Annotated in this window: 15 protein-coding genes; 13 read left to right on the top strand and 2 right to left on the bottom strand. The window is 60.5% G+C overall.

Annotation, left to right across the window (positions count from 1 at the left end; all coding sequences use genetic code 11):
• Positions 1 to 7 precede the first annotated feature (7 nt).
• The 3 genes from D2E23_RS00840 to brxL all read left to right on the top strand — a co-directional run bounded on the left by D2E23_RS00840 (position 8) and on the right by brxL (position 6,732).
• Positions 8 to 1,366, top strand: coding sequence for an ApeA N-terminal domain 1-containing protein (locus D2E23_RS00840; RefSeq protein WP_126029120.1), 1,359 nt, complete (start codon positions 8 to 10; stop codon positions 1,364 to 1,366).
• Positions 1,367 to 1,800: 434 nt separating this feature from the next.
• On the top strand, positions 1,801 to 4,452 hold the full coding sequence (gene pglZ, locus D2E23_RS00835; protein WP_126029119.1) for a BREX-1 system phosphatase PglZ type A: 2,652 nt from the start codon (positions 1,801 to 1,803) through the stop codon (positions 4,450 to 4,452).
• Between the two features lie 81 nt (positions 4,453 to 4,533).
• Positions 4,534 to 6,732, top strand: a complete 2,199-nt coding sequence (gene brxL / locus D2E23_RS00830; protein WP_241227162.1) for a BREX system Lon protease-like protein BrxL — start codon at positions 4,534 to 4,536, stop codon at positions 6,730 to 6,732.
• 128 nt (positions 6,733 to 6,860) lie between these two features.
• Here the strand turns inward: brxL and D2E23_RS00825 are convergent, their stop codons facing one another.
• A complete protein-coding gene (locus tag D2E23_RS00825; protein ID WP_126029118.1) occupies positions 6,861 to 8,885 on the bottom strand; it encodes a cation:proton antiporter in 2,025 nt (674 codons plus the stop codon).
• A 240-nt stretch (positions 8,886 to 9,125) separates the two neighbouring features.
• Between D2E23_RS00825 and pyrB the strand changes: the two genes are divergently transcribed.
• The 10 genes from pyrB (at position 9,126) to D2E23_RS11505 (ending at position 17,794) form a co-directional block, all read left to right on the top strand.
• Positions 9,126 to 10,154 carry an aspartate carbamoyltransferase gene (gene pyrB, locus D2E23_RS00820; RefSeq protein ID WP_126029117.1) on the top strand — a complete coding sequence of 343 codons (1,029 nt, stop codon included), beginning with the start codon at positions 9,126 to 9,128 and terminating at the stop codon, positions 10,152 to 10,154.
• Entirely contained in the window at positions 10,154 to 10,573 is a 420-nt protein-coding gene (locus D2E23_RS00815) for an aspartate carbamoyltransferase regulatory subunit (RefSeq protein ID WP_093959435.1), read from the top strand. Before pyrB ends, D2E23_RS00815 begins: the two co-directional genes overlap by 1 nt.
• Before the next feature lie 148 nt (positions 10,574 to 10,721).
• Positions 10,722 to 12,143 (top strand): dihydroorotase, encoded by a 1,422-nt coding sequence (locus tag D2E23_RS00810; RefSeq protein ID WP_126029116.1) that lies wholly within the window; start codon positions 10,722 to 10,724, stop codon positions 12,141 to 12,143.
• 87 nt (positions 12,144 to 12,230) lie between these two features.
• Positions 12,231 to 13,319, top strand: coding sequence for an orotidine-5'-phosphate decarboxylase (gene pyrF, locus D2E23_RS00805; RefSeq protein ID WP_164520607.1), 1,089 nt, complete (start codon positions 12,231 to 12,233; stop codon positions 13,317 to 13,319).
• The gene (locus D2E23_RS00800) at positions 13,316 to 14,173 is read left to right on the top strand and encodes a dihydroorotate dehydrogenase electron transfer subunit (RefSeq protein WP_126029115.1); all 858 of its coding nucleotides are present in this window, start codon (positions 13,316 to 13,318) and stop codon (positions 14,171 to 14,173) included. Before pyrF ends, D2E23_RS00800 begins: the two co-directional genes overlap by 4 nt.
• The gene (locus D2E23_RS00795; protein ID WP_093959438.1) at positions 14,164 to 15,126 is read left to right on the top strand and encodes a dihydroorotate dehydrogenase; all 963 of its coding nucleotides are present in this window, start codon (positions 14,164 to 14,166) and stop codon (positions 15,124 to 15,126) included. Before D2E23_RS00800 ends, D2E23_RS00795 begins: the two co-directional genes overlap by 10 nt.
• Positions 15,127 to 15,256: 130 nt before the next feature.
• Positions 15,257 to 15,955 (top strand): orotate phosphoribosyltransferase, encoded by a 699-nt coding sequence (pyrE, locus tag D2E23_RS00790; RefSeq protein ID WP_126029114.1) that lies wholly within the window; start codon positions 15,257 to 15,259, stop codon positions 15,953 to 15,955.
• Positions 15,956 to 16,057: 102 nt separating this feature from the next.
• Complete coding sequence (locus D2E23_RS00785; RefSeq protein ID WP_126029113.1) at positions 16,058 to 16,318, top strand: hypothetical protein; 261 nt, start codon at positions 16,058 to 16,060, stop codon at positions 16,316 to 16,318.
• Positions 16,319 to 16,589: 271 nt separating this feature from the next.
• The gene (locus tag D2E23_RS00780) at positions 16,590 to 17,516 is read left to right on the top strand and encodes an LAPAL motif-containing putative phage structural protein (RefSeq protein WP_126029112.1); all 927 of its coding nucleotides are present in this window, start codon (positions 16,590 to 16,592) and stop codon (positions 17,514 to 17,516) included.
• A gap of 122 nt (positions 17,517 to 17,638) precedes the next feature.
• Positions 17,639 to 17,794, top strand: a complete 156-nt coding sequence (locus D2E23_RS11505) for a hypothetical protein (RefSeq protein WP_164520606.1) — start codon at positions 17,639 to 17,641, stop codon at positions 17,792 to 17,794.
• 165 nt (positions 17,795 to 17,959) lie between these two features.
• Here D2E23_RS11505 and D2E23_RS00775 read toward each other — a convergent pair whose 3' ends face one another.
• Positions 17,960 to 18,883, bottom strand: a complete 924-nt coding sequence (locus D2E23_RS00775; RefSeq protein ID WP_093959444.1) for a LysR family transcriptional regulator — start codon at positions 18,881 to 18,883, stop codon at positions 17,960 to 17,962.
• Positions 18,884 to 18,893: the final 10 nt, after the last annotated feature.

Raw genomic sequence — 18,893 nt, 5'->3', positions numbered from 1 at the left:
GGCTGTTATGACCAATATGCCGGATCTGTCTAAGCCGATGATTGGCTGGCTCGTTCTGAAAGATAAAGATACCGCTGATACGGCAATGCTGTATGATACAGGGGAGCGTTTTGAATTATCAATCCCTTTTTCAAGTCTTAAAGAAGGGCGTGGAAAATGGTTTAATCGTGGTGTCTTCCCTTTAAAAGAAGATGAAGAGTCGCAGATTCCTTATTCCATGCGTTTCATATACAATAACGAAACGTTTATTCTAATCGACTGTCATTATGCTGGTATGACCAGCTCCTTTTCGTTTGGTTTGGGTCCTGGAACCGGGAAAATTGTTCCTACATATGTGGTTTATGGTGGAAGAACCGATGAGTATGACCAAATCAACGGTATGAGGACTAATTGTGCTGATATGGTACAATGGTTTAATTTACCTTCTACGGAATGTAGATCAACTTTGAATGACGTTGGTCGCTGCGAAAGCGTAGATGTTCATTCAGAGGTAAAAGATCCTCTGCCTATAGATAAGGAAGTTGGACTTTATGTTAGACCTACTTTCAATGTCACAATGTCGCCAATGAAAAATGCAGTTATTTCGCGGCAGAACGTTGATATTGAAACAAATATTGATGATGTGGAAGAGTGGTCCAAACATCTTGAAATTCATAGAGAAGTTTTGGATTTGATTTCTATAACTAGTTGGATGTCAGAGGGCTTCACTGATATGACGGTTATATGTAAAAGTGATCCGATAAAGACTGAGGCTGGAACGGTTATTGATGATCGATGGGCTCCAGTTTTTTCGTATAAGCCTCTAATTGATCGTAAGGGAAATGAGTATTGTCCGAAGAATTTCTTGTTTGATTTCTCTGATATAGGATCTGAGGGGATTCGTACATGGCGAAAGTTGAATACCGACTGTGGTCAGGGAATGTCTGTTTTGAGACACTTGGATCAGAATCATGAGCATATGGCTATAGAGACTTTGACTATGCTGGCTGGAATGGCCCTTGAATGTGTTGGATGGTATATTGTCCAATCCGAACAGCAGACGGAACGTATGAAAAAGCGATCAGGAAAGCAGCAAGCAGGGCCGTATAGCAAGATGCTTGACGCTATTATAGAAAAGTTTGAAGACAATTTTCCATTTATTGATGCTGATAAATGGAAGATGGATATGAGGAACACTTATATGGGAGATAAACATCCAGATGCGCAAAGTTCTGATTTTCAGACTATGTATGAGGTGACAATGGAGGGAATGATAATTTTGCGATTGTGGGTTGGATTGCAGCTTGGGGCGAGTATTGGACAAATGCGGGAACGTTTGAACAACGATAAAATTGGAAAGAGCATCAGATATCTTCTGAAGGAATAGTAGATCAGTTCATCAGGGAAGTGCGCGAGGCTAGATTACCGGAACCGGAGTTTCTTGGCGGGGACGCCGATCTAATTAATATCTATCGCCGCGTGGAGTCTTCCAATAAGAATGAACTGGCTCCGGCCGAAGAAAAAGTGCGGGATGTTACTGACGATGCTGATCCACAGAATATTATTCGACGCTTCGTGGGGGAATACGGTCAGATTACCGCCAAGGAGGTGCAGACTCTGCTGTAGGTTCGGGAGCGTCGCGCACAAACACTACTGTCCGATCTTGTTGCCAAAGACATGTTGAAGCGTGTTGGAGCGGCACGCTACACCAAGTATGTACTTCCTGATGATGACGCAGAATAGTCTCAGTACGAAATAGCCGAAAGCGTAAACCACGCCGCGATGCGGCATGACCCTCGTGACAGAAGGAGAGCAGACCCTATGGGCGGTAACGAGCAGCTGAGCCGACTGCTGGCGGCGCGATTCAAACAGTACGATGAATCGTCCAACGGCGAGGGGCGTCTCGTGTTCTGGGAGGACAACGAAGGCGCATACGACGGCATCGTGGATACGATCGTCGGACCGGACGCGGTGAACGAGACACTACGCAACGTCGAACTGATCCGACTGACCAACACCAACCCGTTCGGTGTGAAATACCGGGTGCTGATCGAACAGCCGCACGACAGGTTCCTCATCTACCGCAACACCACCGAACCTGGTAACGAGCATCCCGCAGACGCGGACAACTGGCTCCTTGATCTCGAACTCGCCTACGGTCCCATATTCTCCGCGGACAAGCTCATGCTCATCCTCAACGAGACCCTGCCCAAGGACGCCGACAGCGAAACCCGCGAGGCATGGCTCGACGTGATGAAGCAGACCAAGCCGTTCTTCGACAACGACGACTATGTGACCGCGCTTGCGAAGCGCCTGACCGCCAACGATGACGCGCGTGCCATGCAGGCGAAGATGATCGCCGTGCTGCTCGGCCTGCCCGAAGGCAAGCACAGTCTGCAGGACATCTGGCGCTGCCTGCTCGAACAGTACACCGACGGCGACGATGACGGCATCGAACGCATCAAGCAGATGGGACTGTCCGACTTCCACTGGCAGGGAACATGCGGCATCTACGGATACGTATGCCCGGGGAATCTCCCTGACAAATCGCCTACCGTCAAGGACTTCGTGATCTGGCTGTTCCGACTCGCATGGAACGACTTCACCCAGGACGACACCGGATCGGACCGGTACGCCAACATCCGCCGTGACTTCGAGAACTGGCGCAACGACCGCACCTTCACCGCAACCTTCAAACGCCTCGCCGAACAAACGTACGAGGAACTCGGGCTCGACCGGACCATCCTCGCCATGCCCCTACAGGAGCTTGTCGATCGTGGCCTGTTCGGTGAAGTGGACCAGCAGATCGTGACCCTGCTGTACCAGAGCGTCGGCAACGAATCCATCGCCCACAAGGACGTGCAGGACATCATCCGGGAACGCGAGCCGCGACTCTGGTACGATGACTACCGGGACGACTACGAGGCCATCGGCGCCGCAAGCGGACTGCGCGTCCTGCTCGACGAGAGCGAACCGCTCATGGACGGTATCGACTCGCCGAACCAGGGATTCACGCTGTACGCCGATCGCCTGTATCTGGTCGATCAGGCGTATCGACTGTTCATCCGCGCGTGGAAGAACAGCACCCGCCAAAGCGAATGCTCGGGCATCCGCGACAATCTGGAACGCCGCTACTCACTGTTCCAGTCACGCTTGGGCGGCGTCTGGCAGAAGCAGCTGGACACCCTCGACCACTGGACCATCGACGGTGTGCCCGCACAGCAGGACTTCTACGAACGCTGCATCAGCAAAACAGTCAACGGTGGTCGAAAAATCGCCGTCATCATCTCCGACGCGTTGCGCTACGAGGTGGCGCAGTCATTCGCCGAACGACTGCGCTCGCAGAACCGTTGGAGCGCCCGGACGGAGGCCCAGCTGGGCGTGCTGCCGTCATACACGCAACTCGGCATGGCGGCCCTGCTGCCGCACAAGACGCTGGCGTTCGACCCGAAGGACAAGCATTACAACGTGCTCGTGGACGGCACCTCCTCGCAGGGACTCGACAACCGTGCTGCGATCCTGGCGCAGGTGAACGGCAAGGCCGTGACCTACGAGGATCTCATCAAACGCAACCGCGACGAATCCCGTGAGCTGGTGAAGTCATGCAACGTGCTGTACGTATTCCACAACGCCATCGACAAGATCGGCGAACACAAGGAGGAAGACACGTTCGACGCCTGCGAGAAGTGCGTCGACGAACTGGTGAACCTCGTCAAGAAACTCGCCAACGCGAACGTGACCAACATGATCGTCACCGCGGACCACGGATTTCTGTATCAGGACCACGACGTGGCGGACAGCGAATGGCTGAGCGAGCAGCCGCAGGGCGATGTCATATGGCACAGGAAGCGCCGCTTCGTCATCGGCTCGAACCTTGCCGAATCCCCGGCCTTCACCACGTTCACGGCCGACCAGCTTGGATTGGACGATCCCGAGGGTGAGGGAGTGACCGTGCAGATCCCCAATGCGATCCATCGGCTTCGTCTGCAGGGCAGAGGCGTGAGATACGTGCATGGCGGGGCCTCGCTGCCGGAGATCGTGGTGCCGGTGGTGCACATCAGCAAGGGCCGCTCCTCCTCGCAGGACGTGCGCCCGGTGGGCTTCCGCATCCTGCAGCAGACCGACAGCATCACCACCGGACAGCTGACTGTGGAATTCCTGCAGACCGAACCGGTGCAGGACAAGGTGATCCAGCGAACGGTGTTCGCCGGACTATATGGTCTCGAAAACGGCAACGCCGTGCCCATCTCCAACGAAGTGCCGGTGACGTTCCTGTCGCAGAGCCCGGAGGCGAGGGAACGCCACGTTCCCGCCACCTTCATGCTGACCAGTGACGCCGACAGGTTCAACAACACGACGGTGGAGCTGCGGGTGTTCGAGACGATCCCCGGCAGCAGCCAGCGGCGCATGGTGGAAAAGAAGGCCGACTACGTACTGCGTCGAGGATTCTTCGACGACGGCATCGACTTCTGACGATCGCTTCCGACGGTCGGACACGATAGACGAACGGACACGATTCAAAGCAAGACAGTAAAACGGATTAAGGTTGCGGATATGACGGGCATGAATGACACGATGCAGAATCATGACACGGCACTGGACGCCGACAAGGCTCCGGCCGATTCAAGCGAGCTCGACCGGAAGATCGTCGACGCGTTCCCCGAATACACGGTGCGCAAGGATCTGGTGGGCAAGATCAAGGGCAACGCCCTAGTGCCCTCATACGTGCTTGAATATCTGATCGGCCAGTACGCTGCCACCACGGATGCGGCTAGCCTCGATGCGGGCGTGAGCCGCGTGCGTCAGATCCTCGCGGACAACTACGTTCACCGTGAGGAAGCCAATCTGGTGCAGTCGAAGATCCGCGAGCGCGGCCGGTACAGCATCATCGACCGCGTGCAGGTGGCGTTGAACGAGAAATACGACCGGTATGAGGCCTCGTTCTCGAATCTCGGGATCAGCGGGGTTACGGTCGATCCGGCCGTGGTGAAGAAGAATCCGAAGCTGCTGGTCGCTGGCGTGTGGTGCAAGTGCGCCCTCGGCTACGCGTATTCCGGCGACCCGCATGAGGTGCCATGGCAGCTGCTGAAGCTCGTCCCGGTGCAGATGTCCCATGACGATCGGGAGAACTATCTGACGCTGCGTTCCCGGTTCACCACGCAGGAGTGGATCGACCTGCTCATGCAGTCGATCGGCTTCAACCCCGACATGTTTGGCCCCCGCGCGAAACTGTTGCATCTTGTGCGCATGATCCCGTTCGTGGAACGCAACTACAATCTCATCGAGCTCGGCCCAAAGGGTACGGGCAAGTCCCACATCTATTCCGAGTTCTCCCCGCACGGCATGCTCATCTCCGGCGGTGAGGTGACCGCCGCGAAACTGTTCGTCAACAACTCGAACAACAAGATCGGTCTGGTCGGCTACTGGGATATCGTGGCGTTCGACGAGTTCGCCGGCAAGGCGAAGCGGGCCGACAAGGCGCTCGTCGACATCATGAAGAACTACATGGCCAACAAGTCGTTCTCGCGCGGCAAGGAAATGATGCAGGGCGAGGCCTCCATGGTGTTCGTGGGCAACACGTCGCACAACGTGCCGTACATGCTCAAGAACTCCGACCTGTTCGAGGAGCTGCCCAAGCAGTATCACGATTCGGCGTTCCTCGACCGTATCCACTACTACGTGCCCGGATGGGAGTTCGAGCAGATCCGCGGGGAGATGTTCACCAACGGCTACGGTTTCGTGGTCGACTATCTGGCGGAGATCCTGCACAATCTGCGGAACGTGGACTACGGGGCGGCGTACGAACGGTATTTCACATTGTCGTCGTCGTTGAGCACGCGAGACAAGGACGGTGTGCGCAAGACGTTCTCCGGCCTGATGAAGCTCATCTATCCAACGGGGGAGGCCAGCGCGGACGAGATGGAGCCGCTGCTGCGCTGCGCCATCGAGGGACGCAAGCGCGTCAAGGACCAGCTGTGCCGCATCGACTCCACCATGGCGGAGGTGGACTTCTCCTACACGCGGCGAGGCGCAGCCGAGGCGACCGCCGTGCGCACATTGGAGGAGACGGAGTATCCGCGACTGTACTGGCGTGGCAGGCCGGACGAGGATGAGGATATGGGCGAAACCACGGAAGGGACCGATGCGGAATCCACGAGTGGCGACTCCGTGCAATCCCCGGCTTCCCGAACCGAGCCTGTCGCTTCAGGGAATGCGGAAAGCCATGCCGCGCCTCAGCCAAAACTGAGCGCACGCGAACAGCTTGCGCTCAAGGCAAAGCCCGGCCGCAGGGAATACCAGGAAGGTCAGCACGGCGTAAGCTACGACAAACTGTTCGGCCCCTGGATCTGCAAGGCCAAGAGCATCACCATTTGCGACGCGTACATTCGCAAGGCCTACCAGATCCGCAATCTGGCGGAGTTTCTGGAAACCGTGCTGCGATTCACCGACCGAACCGAGGAGATCCGCGTCCATCTGATCACCAGTCGGGACAATCCGCCGGACGAACGACAGGACGACGATCTCGCATACATCCAGGAGAACTATCGCCAATTGGGCATTGTGTTCTCATACGAGTTCAGCGGATCCATCCATGACCGTTCCATCCGCACCGATACGGGATGGGTGATCGATCTTGGACGTGGACTGGATATCTACCAGCGTTACGACGCTGAATGGTTCAGTCCGCTGCTGCGTATGCCGGTGTTGCGGCCGGTGAAGAACTTCGCGGTGAACTATTCTCGGGTGGAGTAGGGGATAGGAAACTCTTCCGCATCGGAGCCCTCCCTCTGTCCCGGCATTTGCCGGGACATCTCCCTCCCCTGGAGGGAGAACCAAAAAAGAATGGGGAGGGAGAACCAAGGGGAGCGGGCGGAGAGAGATTACAGCACGGCGTCAGCCTGCATGAGGTAGACGTTCTGGCGCATCATCTTCGCCTGGGCGCGGGTGATCTCGTCCTCGTCGAGCATCTCGCGGATCGTCTCCAACTCCAGGCGGAACGTCTGCGTACGAATGTCGGCCACGCCCTGACGGGACGGCAGCGTCTGCAGACTCACCAGCGACGATGTCTTGGTGTGCAGACTGCTCAACGCGGCACGATACTCGCCGATCAGACGGGCGATGATCTCCGCGTTCTCCACGTCGGTGAGCACCTCCTTCTGCAGGTGCGCGATCGTCGCCTTGAACAGTTCGATCTGAATGGCGCGCATCATGTCTACCTTGCTGGAGCTCAGACCGGGTGCCACACGCGCGATCACCGACCACGCGCGACGCATGAGAATTGCGAGCTGACGACGCGGCTTGGCCTGACGGATCTGGATATGGTGACCGTCCGGGCCGGCCATATGATTCAGCGACGTGTTCAGACGGCTCAGCAGCTCCTCGGCCGCCTCCTCCTTCTCGGGATGCTCCTCGATCAGATTGTTCAGCCACATGCGCTCCCATTCCAGCGTGGTCATGCGCACCTTCTGCTCGCGCTTGATCGTCTCCTGCGGCACGGCCAGCTTCACACGGTCGATGCGCTCGCCGTACGAGTGCATCACGGCGCGGACTTCGGCGTGCGTGTCCGGAGTGTCGAGTTCGGCGATCTTGGTGAGCGTGCGGCGCAGCATCTCCACGTTCACGCGCGCGTACTCCTCGCCCTGCGCGTCGTCGTCCTTGGGGGCGAGCAGCGGCAGTACGACGTTGGCCAGCACCAGCGAGACGACGATGTAGCCGGAGATGATGAATAGCAGGGCGCTGCGCAGCGGAATATGCGTGGCCTCGTCGATCCCGTAGGGGAGCGTGAACGCCAGGGCGAGCGAGATGGTGCCCTTCGGGCCGCCGAACGTCATCACCGCGGCGCTGTGCCAGCGATCCTTGGTCATCTTGCGGCGCTTGCCGGTGGCCGCGTCCTTGGTCACGCGCAGCATGCCGGCCATCCACAGGAATCGCAGGATCAGCGACACCACGGTGAGCACGGCCACGGCGGTCACCAGCATGCGGCTGCTCACGGCCGCGTTCTCCCAGCTGGAGCGCATGGCGATGGGCAGCTCAATGCCGAGCAGCACGAACACGGAGCCGTTGAGCGTGAACTCCACGAACTGCCACACCGAATTGGACACCAGATTCGTGCGGGCGATGTCGCTGCCGAAACCGTAGCGCTGGAACGTGATGATCAGGCCGGCCGCCACCACGGACAGCACGCCGGAGACGTGCAGATGCTCGGCCGCGGCATACGCGGTGAACGGGATGAGGATCTCGATGCCGATGCGCAGCGTCATCGTCTCCATGCGGTAGCGGCGCAGCAGCAGCACCAGCTGGTTGAACAGGAATCCGATGATCACGCCCACGGTCACGCCGCCGAAGAAGCTGGCGGTGATGCCGCTGGCAAACTCGGACATTGAGAACGTGCCGGTGAGCGCGGCGGCGCAGGCGAACTGGAAGCCGACGATGCTGGCCGCGTCATTGAACAGGCTTTCGCCGCGCAGTACGTTGAGCTGACGGTCGGTGAGCTTGGCCTCCTTGCCCAGCGACGCGACGGCCACCGCGTCGGTCGGTCCCAGTGCGGCGCCGAGCGCCAAGGCGGCGGCCAGCGGCACGGCGGGCCACAGCACGTGCAGGGTCACGCCGGTCACCGCCAGCGACAGCAGCACCAGGCCGATCGCCAGCGACAATGACGGACCGAGGTTCTTCGCCACCTCGCGTCTGGGAACGTTGCGGGATTCGAGGAACAGCAGCGGTGCGATGAACAGCACCATGAACAGTTCCGAATCCAGTTCCAGATTCGGCAGGAACGGCGTGAAATACCAGCAGACACCCAGCGCGATCTGAACCAGAGGCGTGGATACGCGTGGTATGAAATGGCTGAGAGCCGAGGAAATCAGAACGGCGATCAGAATCTCCAGTACCAACGTGAGCACAGCCATGGCGAAAAGAATCCCTCTTGTCTCTTCGTAGAGTAAAACCTTATACGTTCCGACTCTAACAGTCCGATGTTTCAAACGTCGGATGAATTCATCATTGGCTTACGGAAAACGCCGCGTAAACCCAAGCTGAACAACGCGTGTCCGGTTTTCGTACCAATCGTCCCCGTTACAGCTTAGACTTGATTAGGTCGCGACGATGTTGTGGCCGCCTTGATTCTACGTTTTCAGAAAGGCGTGCGCATGTCATTATCAGCTGCTCAAGCCAGCTCCAATTCATCTCCGAGCAAGGATTTCATCGGCAAAAGCGTGGTTACGCTCGATGATCTGACCACCGAGCAGATCGAACTGCTGCTGCGCAAGGCGCAGTACATCGATGCCAATCGCAAGCTCGTGTCCCACACCTGCGACGGACGCATCATCGCCACATTGTTCTACGAGCCGAGCACCCGCACCCGTCTGAGCTTCGAGACGGCCATGCTGCGTCTGGGCGGTCAGGTGATCGGTTTCGCCGGCGCGCAGCTCGCCTCCGTGAGCAAGGGCGAGTCCATCGCCGACACGCTCAAGACGGTTGAGAACTTCGTGGACGTGGTGGCCATCCGACACCCGAAGGAGGGTGCCGCCCTGGTCGCGTCCCATGCCGTGAACATCCCCGTGATCAACGCGGGCGACGGCGGCCACATGCATCCCACGCAGACGCTGGCCGATCTGTGCACCCTGCAGTCGCGTTTCGGCCGCATCAACAACCTCACCGTCGGCCTGTGCGGCGATCTGACCTTCGGTCGTACCGTCCATTCGCTCATCGAAACGCTGTGCCGCTTCGGCAACGTCAACTTCGTGCTCATCAGCCCCGACGAGCTCAAGACCCCGCAGTACGTGATCGACCGCATCAACGCGACCGACAGCTGCACGTACGTGGAGGTCAAGGACTTGGTCTCCGTGATCGGCGACCTCGACGTGCTGTACATGACCCGCGTGCAGCAGGAGCGCTTCTTCAACGAGGACGACTACCTGCGTCTGCGCGACACCTACATCCTCGACGAGGACAAGATGCGTCTGGCCAAGAAGGACATGGCCGTGCTGCACCCGCTGCCGCGCGTCAACGAGATCTCCGTGGACGTGGATGGCGATCCGCGCGCCGCATACTTCGAACAGGTGAAGAACGGCATGCTCATGCGCATGGCCCTGGAGTGCTCGGTGCTGGGCGACGAGCTGCCCGGCTTCGACCCCGATGGAATCGACGCAGTCAACACGAAGGAGGTGGCCGCCTGATGGAGGTGACCAGCATCAGCGAAGGCATCATCATCGACCACGTGCCGGCCGGCACGGCGCTCAAGGTGCTCAACTATCTCAACATCGATCCGGCGACCACCCGTCTGGCGCTGATCATGAACGCCACGAGCCACCAGTACGAGTCGAAGGACATCATCAAGATTGAGGGCGACGTGGACATCGACCTCGACGTGCTCGGCCTCGTGGCCCGCCAGGCCACCGTGGACGTGGTGCACGGCGGACGCATCGTGGAGAAGCTCTCCCCGACGCTGCCCGAGCACGTGACCAACGTGATCACCTGCGTGAACCCGCGCTGCGTCACCACCATCGAGCGCGGCATCAAGCAGCGCTTCCACCTGTCCAACTCGGAGCGCGTGGAATACCGCTGCGACTACTGCGACGAGGAAGCCAAGCTCTGACAGACCGTTCGACTCCGTCGCGCCGACCAGCCCCCCGAGCGGGCTGGTCGGCGCGGCGGAGTCGTTGCGATCATGACGATCACTGAGGACGACCGACGAGACGACTGACGACTGTTCGACTGACGATTACTGAGGAAAGGGACGACGCATGATCACCCTGCGCGACATTACGGTGTGGGACACCGGCGAGACCATCGACCTGACGATTCCCGAGGGCACGGCGATGCCCGACGGCGACTATGACGCCACGGGGCTCACGCTTGCCCCCGGCTTCGCCGACCCGCACGTCCACTTCCGCGATCCGGGCCAGACCTACAAGGAGTCCATGGTCTCCGGATGCGCGGCGGCGGCCTCCGGCGGCTACACCGACGTGCTCATCATGCCGAACACCGTGCCCGCCATGGACGGCGAGACCCTGACCGATCCCGAAGCCTCCGGCGCGCGCGAAGTGCTTGACTCGGGATGCGACAACGTCATCGACTACCTGCAGCACTACGAGGCCATCCACAAGGTCGACCTGCCGGTGCGTTACGACCTGTGCGTGTGCGCGTCGAAGGGCCGAGTCGGCCACGAGGCCACCGAACTCGACCACTGGCGCCGCTACATGCCCGGTCAGGACGACGAGTCCAAGGACCGCTACCAGCTGGCCCACCCGGTCACCGCGATCAGCGACGACGGTTCGGCCGTGACTCCGGAGATTCTCGACGACGTGCTCGCCATGACCCGCGAATCCGGCCTCTACCTGATCGAACACTGCGAGCACCACGACACCGGTGCGGTGAACGAAGGCCCCGTCTCCCGCAAGCTCGGCGTGCCCGGAATCCCGGAGGACACCGAGCTCAAGGTCGTCGAACGCGACATCGCCAAGGCGCGCGAGACCGGCGTGCACGTCCACTTCCAGCACGTGAGCACCGCGATCTCGTTCGACGCGATCCGCAAGGCCAAGGCCGAAGGCCTGCCGATCACCTGCGAGACCGCACCGCACTACCTGGCCCTATGCGACGAGGCGCTGCTCGAATACGGCACGCTCGCCAAAATGAACCCGCCGCTGCGCTCCGAAGCGGACCGCCAGGCCACCATCGCGGCCATCGCCGACGGCACCGTCGACCTGCTCGCCACCGACCACGCGCCCCACACGCTCGACGAGAAGAAGCTCGGCTTCCTCGAAGCGCCCAACGGCATCATCGGCCTGGAATGCGCGTACGGCGTATGCCACAAGGTGCTCGTGGACGGCGGCCACATCTCCGACAAGCGCCTGATCGAACTCATGGGCGTCGAACCCATGCGCCTCATGGGCCACAAGCCCACCGACGTCACCGCACTGCTCGACAAGCAGAACCGGAACGGCGAGCCCGGCGCCAAGCGCACGCTCGACCTCGGCGCACTCGACGAGACCACCGCGGCCGGCATCGGCCTGGCCGTGCTCAACACCGGCGAAGCCTGGACCGTCGACCCCGAACAGTTCCACTCCAAGGCGCGCAACACCCCATTCGGCGGCTGGCACGTGACCGGCCGTCCCCTCGCCACCATCATCGGCCCCCGACTCGTCTTCAGCCGCATCGCGTGCTAGACGACCACCGCACAGACAAGCACCGCACACACGTAACCGCCACAAGCGCACACAGAACAGACGCACAGAAAGGAACCAAGGAACACCGTGGATCGACTCATCGACGCCATCACCGCCGCCGACAATCCCAGCGTGGTCGGCCTCGACCCCAAGCCCGCACTGCTGCCCAAGCAGCTGATCGACAACGCCCGCGAAGCCACCATCAGCGAAAGCGAAATGGGCAACCCCATGGGCGCGGAAGCCGCATGGTCCATCAACTTCGCCGCCATGTACCTCAAGTTCAACACGGCGATCATCGACGCCGTCAAGGACATCGTGCCCGCCGTTAAGCCGCAGATCGCCATGTACGAGGCACTCGGCGAAGCTGGACTGTGGATGTACGCCCGCACTTGCAAGTACGCGCAGGACAACGGCCTGTACGTGCTCGGCGACATCAAGCGCAGCGACATCGGATCCACCGCCGAAGCCTACGCCCACCACCTGAGCGGCTTCCCGCTGAAATTCGCCGACGTGGCCGACCCCGACGAGGTCGAAAACGTGGAACGAAACGCCGAAGCCAACGCCGCCGGCATCGACGACGCCGAAGAGAACGGCGACGAATTCCAGTTCGGCTCCGAATGGTACGAGGACGCCGTCACCGTCAACCCGTACCTCGGCACCGACGGCATCACCCCGTTCGTCGACGCGGCCGCAACCCACGACAAGGACATCTTCATCCTCGTCCGCACCTCCAACCCGTCCAGCAGCGAAATCCAGGAACTCGAACTGGCAAACGGCGGACGCGTCTACGAGCACGTGGCCGACCTGGTCGAAGGCTGGGGCGCCAACACGATCGGCAAGCACGGCTACTCGCGCACCGGCGCCGTGGTGGGCGCCACCCACCCCGAGGAAGGCGCACGACTGCGCGAACGCATGCCCCACACGTTCTTCCTCGTCCCCGGCTACGGCGCCCAGGGCGGCACCGCCGCCGACGTGGCCCGCATGTTCGACACCAACGGATCCGGCGCCATCGTCAACTCCTCCCGCGGCATCATCGGCGCGTGGAAGAAGAACCCCGACTACAACGAGGACCTCAGCATCGACGACGCGCTCGCCATCGTGGCACAGAGCGCCCGCACGGCCGCGCTCGCCATGCGCGAGGACCTGAACTCGGCCCTGAAGGAGGCCCGTCGATGACCACGGACGCGTTCATTCCCACCGTCTCCGTCGCCGACCGGGCGAAGCTGGAGCACAGCGAGGCCCTGGTCGCCTCGGCCGTCAGCCACGGCTGGTTCCCCCCGCGCCACACGGTGGAGATCACCGGCATGCGCGAACTTGACACGAACGTGATGTGCATGACCATCCGCGACCCGTACATCGCGCAGCATGGCCGTCCCGCGCAGTTCGTGGACTTCTTCACCCACGATCCCATGCGTCTCATGCCGCGTCCGTTCGGCATCGGCGAGATCAACGGCGACGAGGTGAGCTTCATTTTCGCCGTGGTGGGGGAGGGCACCCGCCAGTTCGCTGCCATGCGCGCCGGCGACGTGATCGACGTGCTCGGTCCGCTGGGACGCCCGTTCAAGACCAAGGAGGACGCCAACTACGTGCTCGTGGCCGGTGGCCTTGGTGTGCCGCCTGTGATCGCCGCCGCTCAGCATATTGCCGGGCTTGAAGGCTCTCGCTCCACCGCGGTGTTCGGCTACCGGAAGAACCATTTCGCCGACGACATCGTGGCCCGTTACGCGGACACCGTGCACAGCATCGACGAGTCCGAAGGCAATGTGATCACCGTGCTCGATCGCATCGAGGATGAGCTGAAGGCGTCCGACCTGCCGCCGGTCATCCTCTCCTGTGGTCCGATGCCGATGATGAAGGCCATCGCCACGTGGGCCGCCAAGCGCGACATCCCCTGCCAGTTCAGCCTCGAACAGCGCATGGGATGCGGCTACGGCACCTGCGTGCTGTGCACCACGGACACCGTGGACGGACGTCTCAAGGTGTGCGCCGACGGACCGGTATTCACCCGCGAACAGCTGGGATGGGAGTGATGACGATGAGCGATACGACCCCGATCGACCTGTACGAGCCGTACGAGTGGAAGCACCCCACCGTGGTGGCCGGCGTGCCTTGGAAGAACCCGGTGGGCACCGCCTCCGGCACGTTCCAGTTCGCCGCCGTCCGCTGGTTCTACGACGTCAGCCAGCTCGGCGCCGTGTGCACCAAGGGCGTCTCCCCGGTGCCGTGGGAGGGCAACCCCGGCGTGCGCACCGCCGAGGGACCGGCCAGCAACGTCAACGCCGTGGGCCTGCAGAACCCCGGCGTGGACCACTATCTCGTCGACGACCTGCCCAAGCTCAAGAAGATCGGCGCGAACGTCATCTCCAACGTGGCCGGCCGCTGCGACGACGACTACGCGGAGGTGGTGGCCAAGCTCGCCGACTCGCCGGCCGACATGCTCGAGATCAACGTGAGCTGCCCGAACGTGAGCCACGGCGGCATGAGCGTGGGCACCGACCCCGTCGCGCTGAGCAAGCTCATCACCCGTCTGCGCAAGCTCACCGACAAGCCCATGATCGTCAAGCTCACGCCGAACGTCACCGACATCACCGTGCCGGCCCGCGCCGCCGTGGAGGCGGGCGCCGACGCGCTGAGCCTAATCAACACCATCGTGGGCATGCGCATCAACACCCGCACCGGCAAGCCGATCATCGACCATGTGACCGGCGGCGTGTCCGGTCCGGCCGTGCTGCCGATCGGTCTGGCCCGCGTCTGGCAGGTGCGTACCGCGCTGCCCGACATTCCGATCATCGGCCTTGGAGGCATCGACTCCGGCGAGAAGGCGCTCGAATACCTGTACGCCGGCGCCAACGCCGTGGAGGTGGGCGCGGCCGCGCTGTTCGATCCGATCGCACCGCTGCGCGTGGCTCGCGAACTCGACGCCCTGCTCGACGAGCGTCCCGAACTCGCCGCCAAGCTCGCCGCCGGCAAGACCTGGCGCTGAGCGATCACTTTCCCCGGGCGGGGCTCTTCTCGGATTTTCGATATTCGACAGGGGAGTCCCGGCCATCACATCGGGCATTAGGCATCACACAAGGCCACCACGATAAAAGGCCACCACAATAAGGAGCATCATGACCAACGTATCCCTCGACCATCGCTTCACCGAATTCCTGCTCGACTCGCAGGCACTGAAGTTCGGCGAGTTCACCCTCAAGTCCGGCCGCAAGTCCCCGTACTTCATCAACGCCGGCGCGTTCAACGACGGCCGCAAGATCGCCACGCTCGGCGCGTTCTACGCTGAGAAGATCGCCGACGAGATCAAGGCCGGCAACCTGCCCGCCGACATCGACACCGTGTTCGGTCCCGCCTACAAGGGCATCCCGCTGGGCGTGTCCACCGCGATCGCGCTGACCAGCGCCCACGGCATGGAGATCGGCTACACCTTCGACCGCAAGGAGAAGAAGGACCACGGCGACGGCGGCATGATGGTCGGCACCCAGCTGACCGACGGCATGAAGGTGCTGCTCGTCGACGACGTGATGACCGCCGGCACCGCCGTGCGTGAGGTCATCCCCAAGCTCAAGGCCGAGGCCGACGTCGAGGTGGTTGGCCTCGTGCTGTCCGTGGACCGCATGGAGAAGACCAAGGACTCCGACACGTCCGCCGTCAAGGCCGTCGAGGCCGAATTCGGCTTCCCCGTGTTCGCCATCGCCAACGTGCGTGAGATCTTCGAGGCCGGCCGTCACATCGCCACCGCCAGCGGCGAGCCGTACGTGACCGACGAGATCAAGGCCGCCGCCGACGCCTACCTCGACCAGTACGGCGCCTGATCACGCTGAAACCGATCGAGCGCGTTGCGTTTCGGTCACCTCCGGCATGGCGTGATCGCAGTAGACTGAGAACTACGGATCACGCTATGCAAAGGAGGATGCATGACCGACGACGCTACCATCCAGAACCCCGACGATGTGTACGACGATGATGTGTACGATGCCGAGCTCTTCGACGACGATGACGAGCCGAACACCTGTCGCGTCTGCCCGTTCAAGGCGAACAAGGAGATGATCGTCCCCGCGCTGATCACCGGCGCGATCACCGTGGCCAGCATCGTCGTGGGCGTGTGGCTGCAGTATGCGATCACTAAGGTCGCCGTCAAGGACGCGTTGCGCGAAGCACGCCCGCGCCGTCGCTAGTAAAGGGTTTCTGCCGGGTGCCCGCCGTGTGGCTGACGCCCGGTTTTTCGTTTTGGGAGTGCTTTTCGGCGTGCACGGCGGATCGACTAGGCAGTGCGTCGCAGGTCGTGGACGGTGTGTTAGGCGAACCATTCTTGAACATCTTTTTCCTGGTGAATCCATGTTTTCATGGATATGTGTCGGGTTTCCCGCCTTTGTTCTACCTCGTACGTTTTGTGGATTTTGGCTTGGCCCGCATGTCTCTGATTGATCTACGGATATCGTGGACGGTATGAAATCAACCGATCTTGCACAGCGTAAGCCCGATACTGCCGTGGACACCCTGTATGTGCGCTATGACGGTGAGGCGCTGAGAACCCATGAGATGGACGTGAAGCAGCTTGCGCCGGCGCTGTTGTCGCTTGCGAAGGCGTTCGACATCATGCAGAAGGACGTGGCGCCGGAAGCTCGCGTACGACTCAACGCACAGGCGACCCGTGAGGGGTCGTTCACCATTGATCTGCTGCTCCACTTCGTCAACGAGGCGGAGGGGCTACTCACGGGGGATGGTGTGACCGCGGTGCTTAACGCGTCCGGTCTGATGGCCATCTACTTCGGTGCTGTGAGGCTTATCAAGCGGTTTGCCATGCATGCCAAGCCGGCGAAGTCGGAGGATGCCGGACAGGATGAGAACGGGCTTGACCTTGTGGATATCACCTTCCCCGATGGATCGAGAATGCGTGAGTTGAAGGCATCCGTGGATGCTTTGAGGAATCCAGAGCTCGTGAAGGCCGTCAAGGGGGTCTTTGCTCCGACGTTGGAGGATGGCATTGATCTCGTGCAGTTCCAGTCTGGCACTCGCGATGAGACGGTTAGGACGGAGGAGGCCGATGCTATTTCCCATTATGATCCTGATGCCAGGGAGAGCAGCGAGGACACGGTGGAGATCGTTATTCAGGCGTTGGACGTGTCCTTTCGCGAGAACGGCAAATGGCGTATCACCGACGGTATCAAGACGCAGTTCGTGACGATTGAGGACGAGCAGTTCAAGAAGCGCGTGCTTGATGGCGATGAAGCCATGCGTGCCAATGATATTTATCGTGTTGATATGCGCGTGGAGAAGTCGTTGGATGAGAACAATCGGCTTATGACGCGGTATGTTTCCATCGTCAGGGTTCATGAGCATCGGAGCATCGGTGAGCAGCTGACGTTGTTCTGACATGGTTTTCCGTTCTGCCTGCGCATATGTGCGGGCAGCGTTGTCTTATGAGCTTTCTTTTCTGTTTGGCGATGCCTCTGACATTGACGGTGCCGTAGTCCATCCGGGCGAGTTCGCGACAAATGGTTCAGGGAACGCATGGACACGCCACATACCAGCCCGACGATAAGGCCATCAGAGACTACGCGAAACTTCCGAAGACCGGGATCCCGGCGTCCACCAACGACACGGTGCTGCCGGAAACCCTGCGCTCCCCGAAACACCTGCGTCGTCGCTAGAGTTGTCAATAATGCGGTCGAATGATATGCGAATGCCCGGGGATCCCTGTGATGGGAGAATCCCCGGGCATTTACATACGTGATTCACATCGAATTTGTATTTCGGTCGTACAAACCGTCAGGCGGTTTCACACAATCGTCTGATCAAAGATCAAATGCGGGCGGTCAGTCGATCAGCGTGTATCCGTGGTTGGCGATCACGGACTTGAGCTTCTCGAGGTAGATCTCGGCTGCCTGCGAGAGCTTGGTGCGCTCGTTGGTGATCCAGCCAACCAGCATTTTCTCGTCGGATTCGAGTGGCACGGTCACGATCTTCTCGGAGTTGAGATCCTCGTTGTCGATGCCGGAGCAGACCGTGTAGCCGTTGAGACCCACAATGAAGTTGAGGATCGTGGCACGGTCGGTCACGTTGATCTGCTTGGGGGAGTACTCGGGCCAGACGGCCTCCTCGGCAAAGTAGAAGCTACCCTCCTCGCCCTGCTCGTACTGGATCCACGGATAGGGCTTGAGGTCCTCCATGGTCAGGCTCTTGCGCGTGGCGAGCGGGTTGGAGCGGGAGAGGAACACGTGCAGTCCCGCACGGAAGATCGGATGGAACTCCAGGTGCTTCTCGCGCAGCAGCTTGCCGATCACATCCTTGTTGAAGTCGGACAGGTAGAGGATGCCGACCTCGGACTGCATGTTGGCCACCTGGTTGATGATGTCCTTGGTGCGGGTCTCACGGATGGTGAACTCGTATTCGTCGGACTTGATGGAGTTGATGAGCTCCACGAACGCCTCGACGGCGAACATGTAATGCTGTGTGGACACCTGGCACAGCTGCTTGCGCGGCTTGGCGTTCTTGTAGCGTTCCTCGAGCAGTGCGGTCTGGTCGAGCACCTGACGCGCGTAGGTGAGGAATTCGGCGCCGTCCACGGTCAGGGCGATGCCCTGCGAGGAGCGGGTGAAGATCTCGATGCCCATCTCCTTCTCCAGCTCCTTGACGGCGGACGACAGCGCCGGCTGGGAGATATAGAGTTCGTGGGACGCCTCGTTCATCGAACCGCATTCGACGATCTTGACGATGTACTTAAGCTGAAGCAGTGTCATAAAATTTTAT

It is taken from the genome of Bifidobacterium callimiconis, assembly GCF_003952005.1.
Lineage (GTDB): Bacteria > Actinomycetota > Actinomycetes > Actinomycetales > Bifidobacteriaceae > Galliscardovia > Galliscardovia callimiconis.
This window is presented reverse-complemented; position numbering and strand designations above follow the sequence as displayed.

Bases quoted from the DNA above. Each gene is read 5' to 3' on its own strand.
- D2E23_RS00840 (WP_126029120.1), top strand. From the start codon at position 8: ATGACCAATATGCCGGATCTGTCTAAGCCGATGATTGGCTGGCTCGTT.
- pglZ (WP_126029119.1), top strand. From the start codon at position 1,801: ATGGGCGGTAACGAGCAGCTGAGCCGACTGCTGGCGGCGCGATTCAAA.
- brxL (WP_241227162.1), top strand. From the start codon at position 4,534: ATGACGGGCATGAATGACACGATGCAGAATCATGACACGGCACTGGAC.
- D2E23_RS00825 (WP_126029118.1), bottom strand. From the start codon at position 8,885: ATGGCTGTGCTCACGTTGGTACTGGAGATTCTGATCGCCGTTCTGATT.
- pyrB (WP_126029117.1), top strand. From the start codon at position 9,126: ATGTCATTATCAGCTGCTCAAGCCAGCTCCAATTCATCTCCGAGCAAG.
- D2E23_RS00815 (WP_093959435.1), top strand. From the start codon at position 10,154: ATGGAGGTGACCAGCATCAGCGAAGGCATCATCATCGACCACGTGCCG.
- D2E23_RS00810 (WP_126029116.1), top strand. From the start codon at position 10,722: ATGATCACCCTGCGCGACATTACGGTGTGGGACACCGGCGAGACCATC.
- D2E23_RS00800 (WP_126029115.1), top strand. From the start codon at position 13,316: ATGACCACGGACGCGTTCATTCCCACCGTCTCCGTCGCCGACCGGGCG.
- D2E23_RS00795 (WP_093959438.1), top strand. From the start codon at position 14,164: ATGGGAGTGATGACGATGAGCGATACGACCCCGATCGACCTGTACGAG.
- pyrE (WP_126029114.1), top strand. From the start codon at position 15,257: ATGACCAACGTATCCCTCGACCATCGCTTCACCGAATTCCTGCTCGAC.
- D2E23_RS00785 (WP_126029113.1), top strand. From the start codon at position 16,058: ATGACCGACGACGCTACCATCCAGAACCCCGACGATGTGTACGACGAT.
- D2E23_RS00780 (WP_126029112.1), top strand. From the start codon at position 16,590: ATGAAATCAACCGATCTTGCACAGCGTAAGCCCGATACTGCCGTGGAC.
- D2E23_RS11505 (WP_164520606.1), top strand. From the start codon at position 17,639: ATGGTTCAGGGAACGCATGGACACGCCACATACCAGCCCGACGATAAG.
- D2E23_RS00775 (WP_093959444.1), bottom strand. From the start codon at position 18,883: ATGACACTGCTTCAGCTTAAGTACATCGTCAAGATCGTCGAATGCGGT.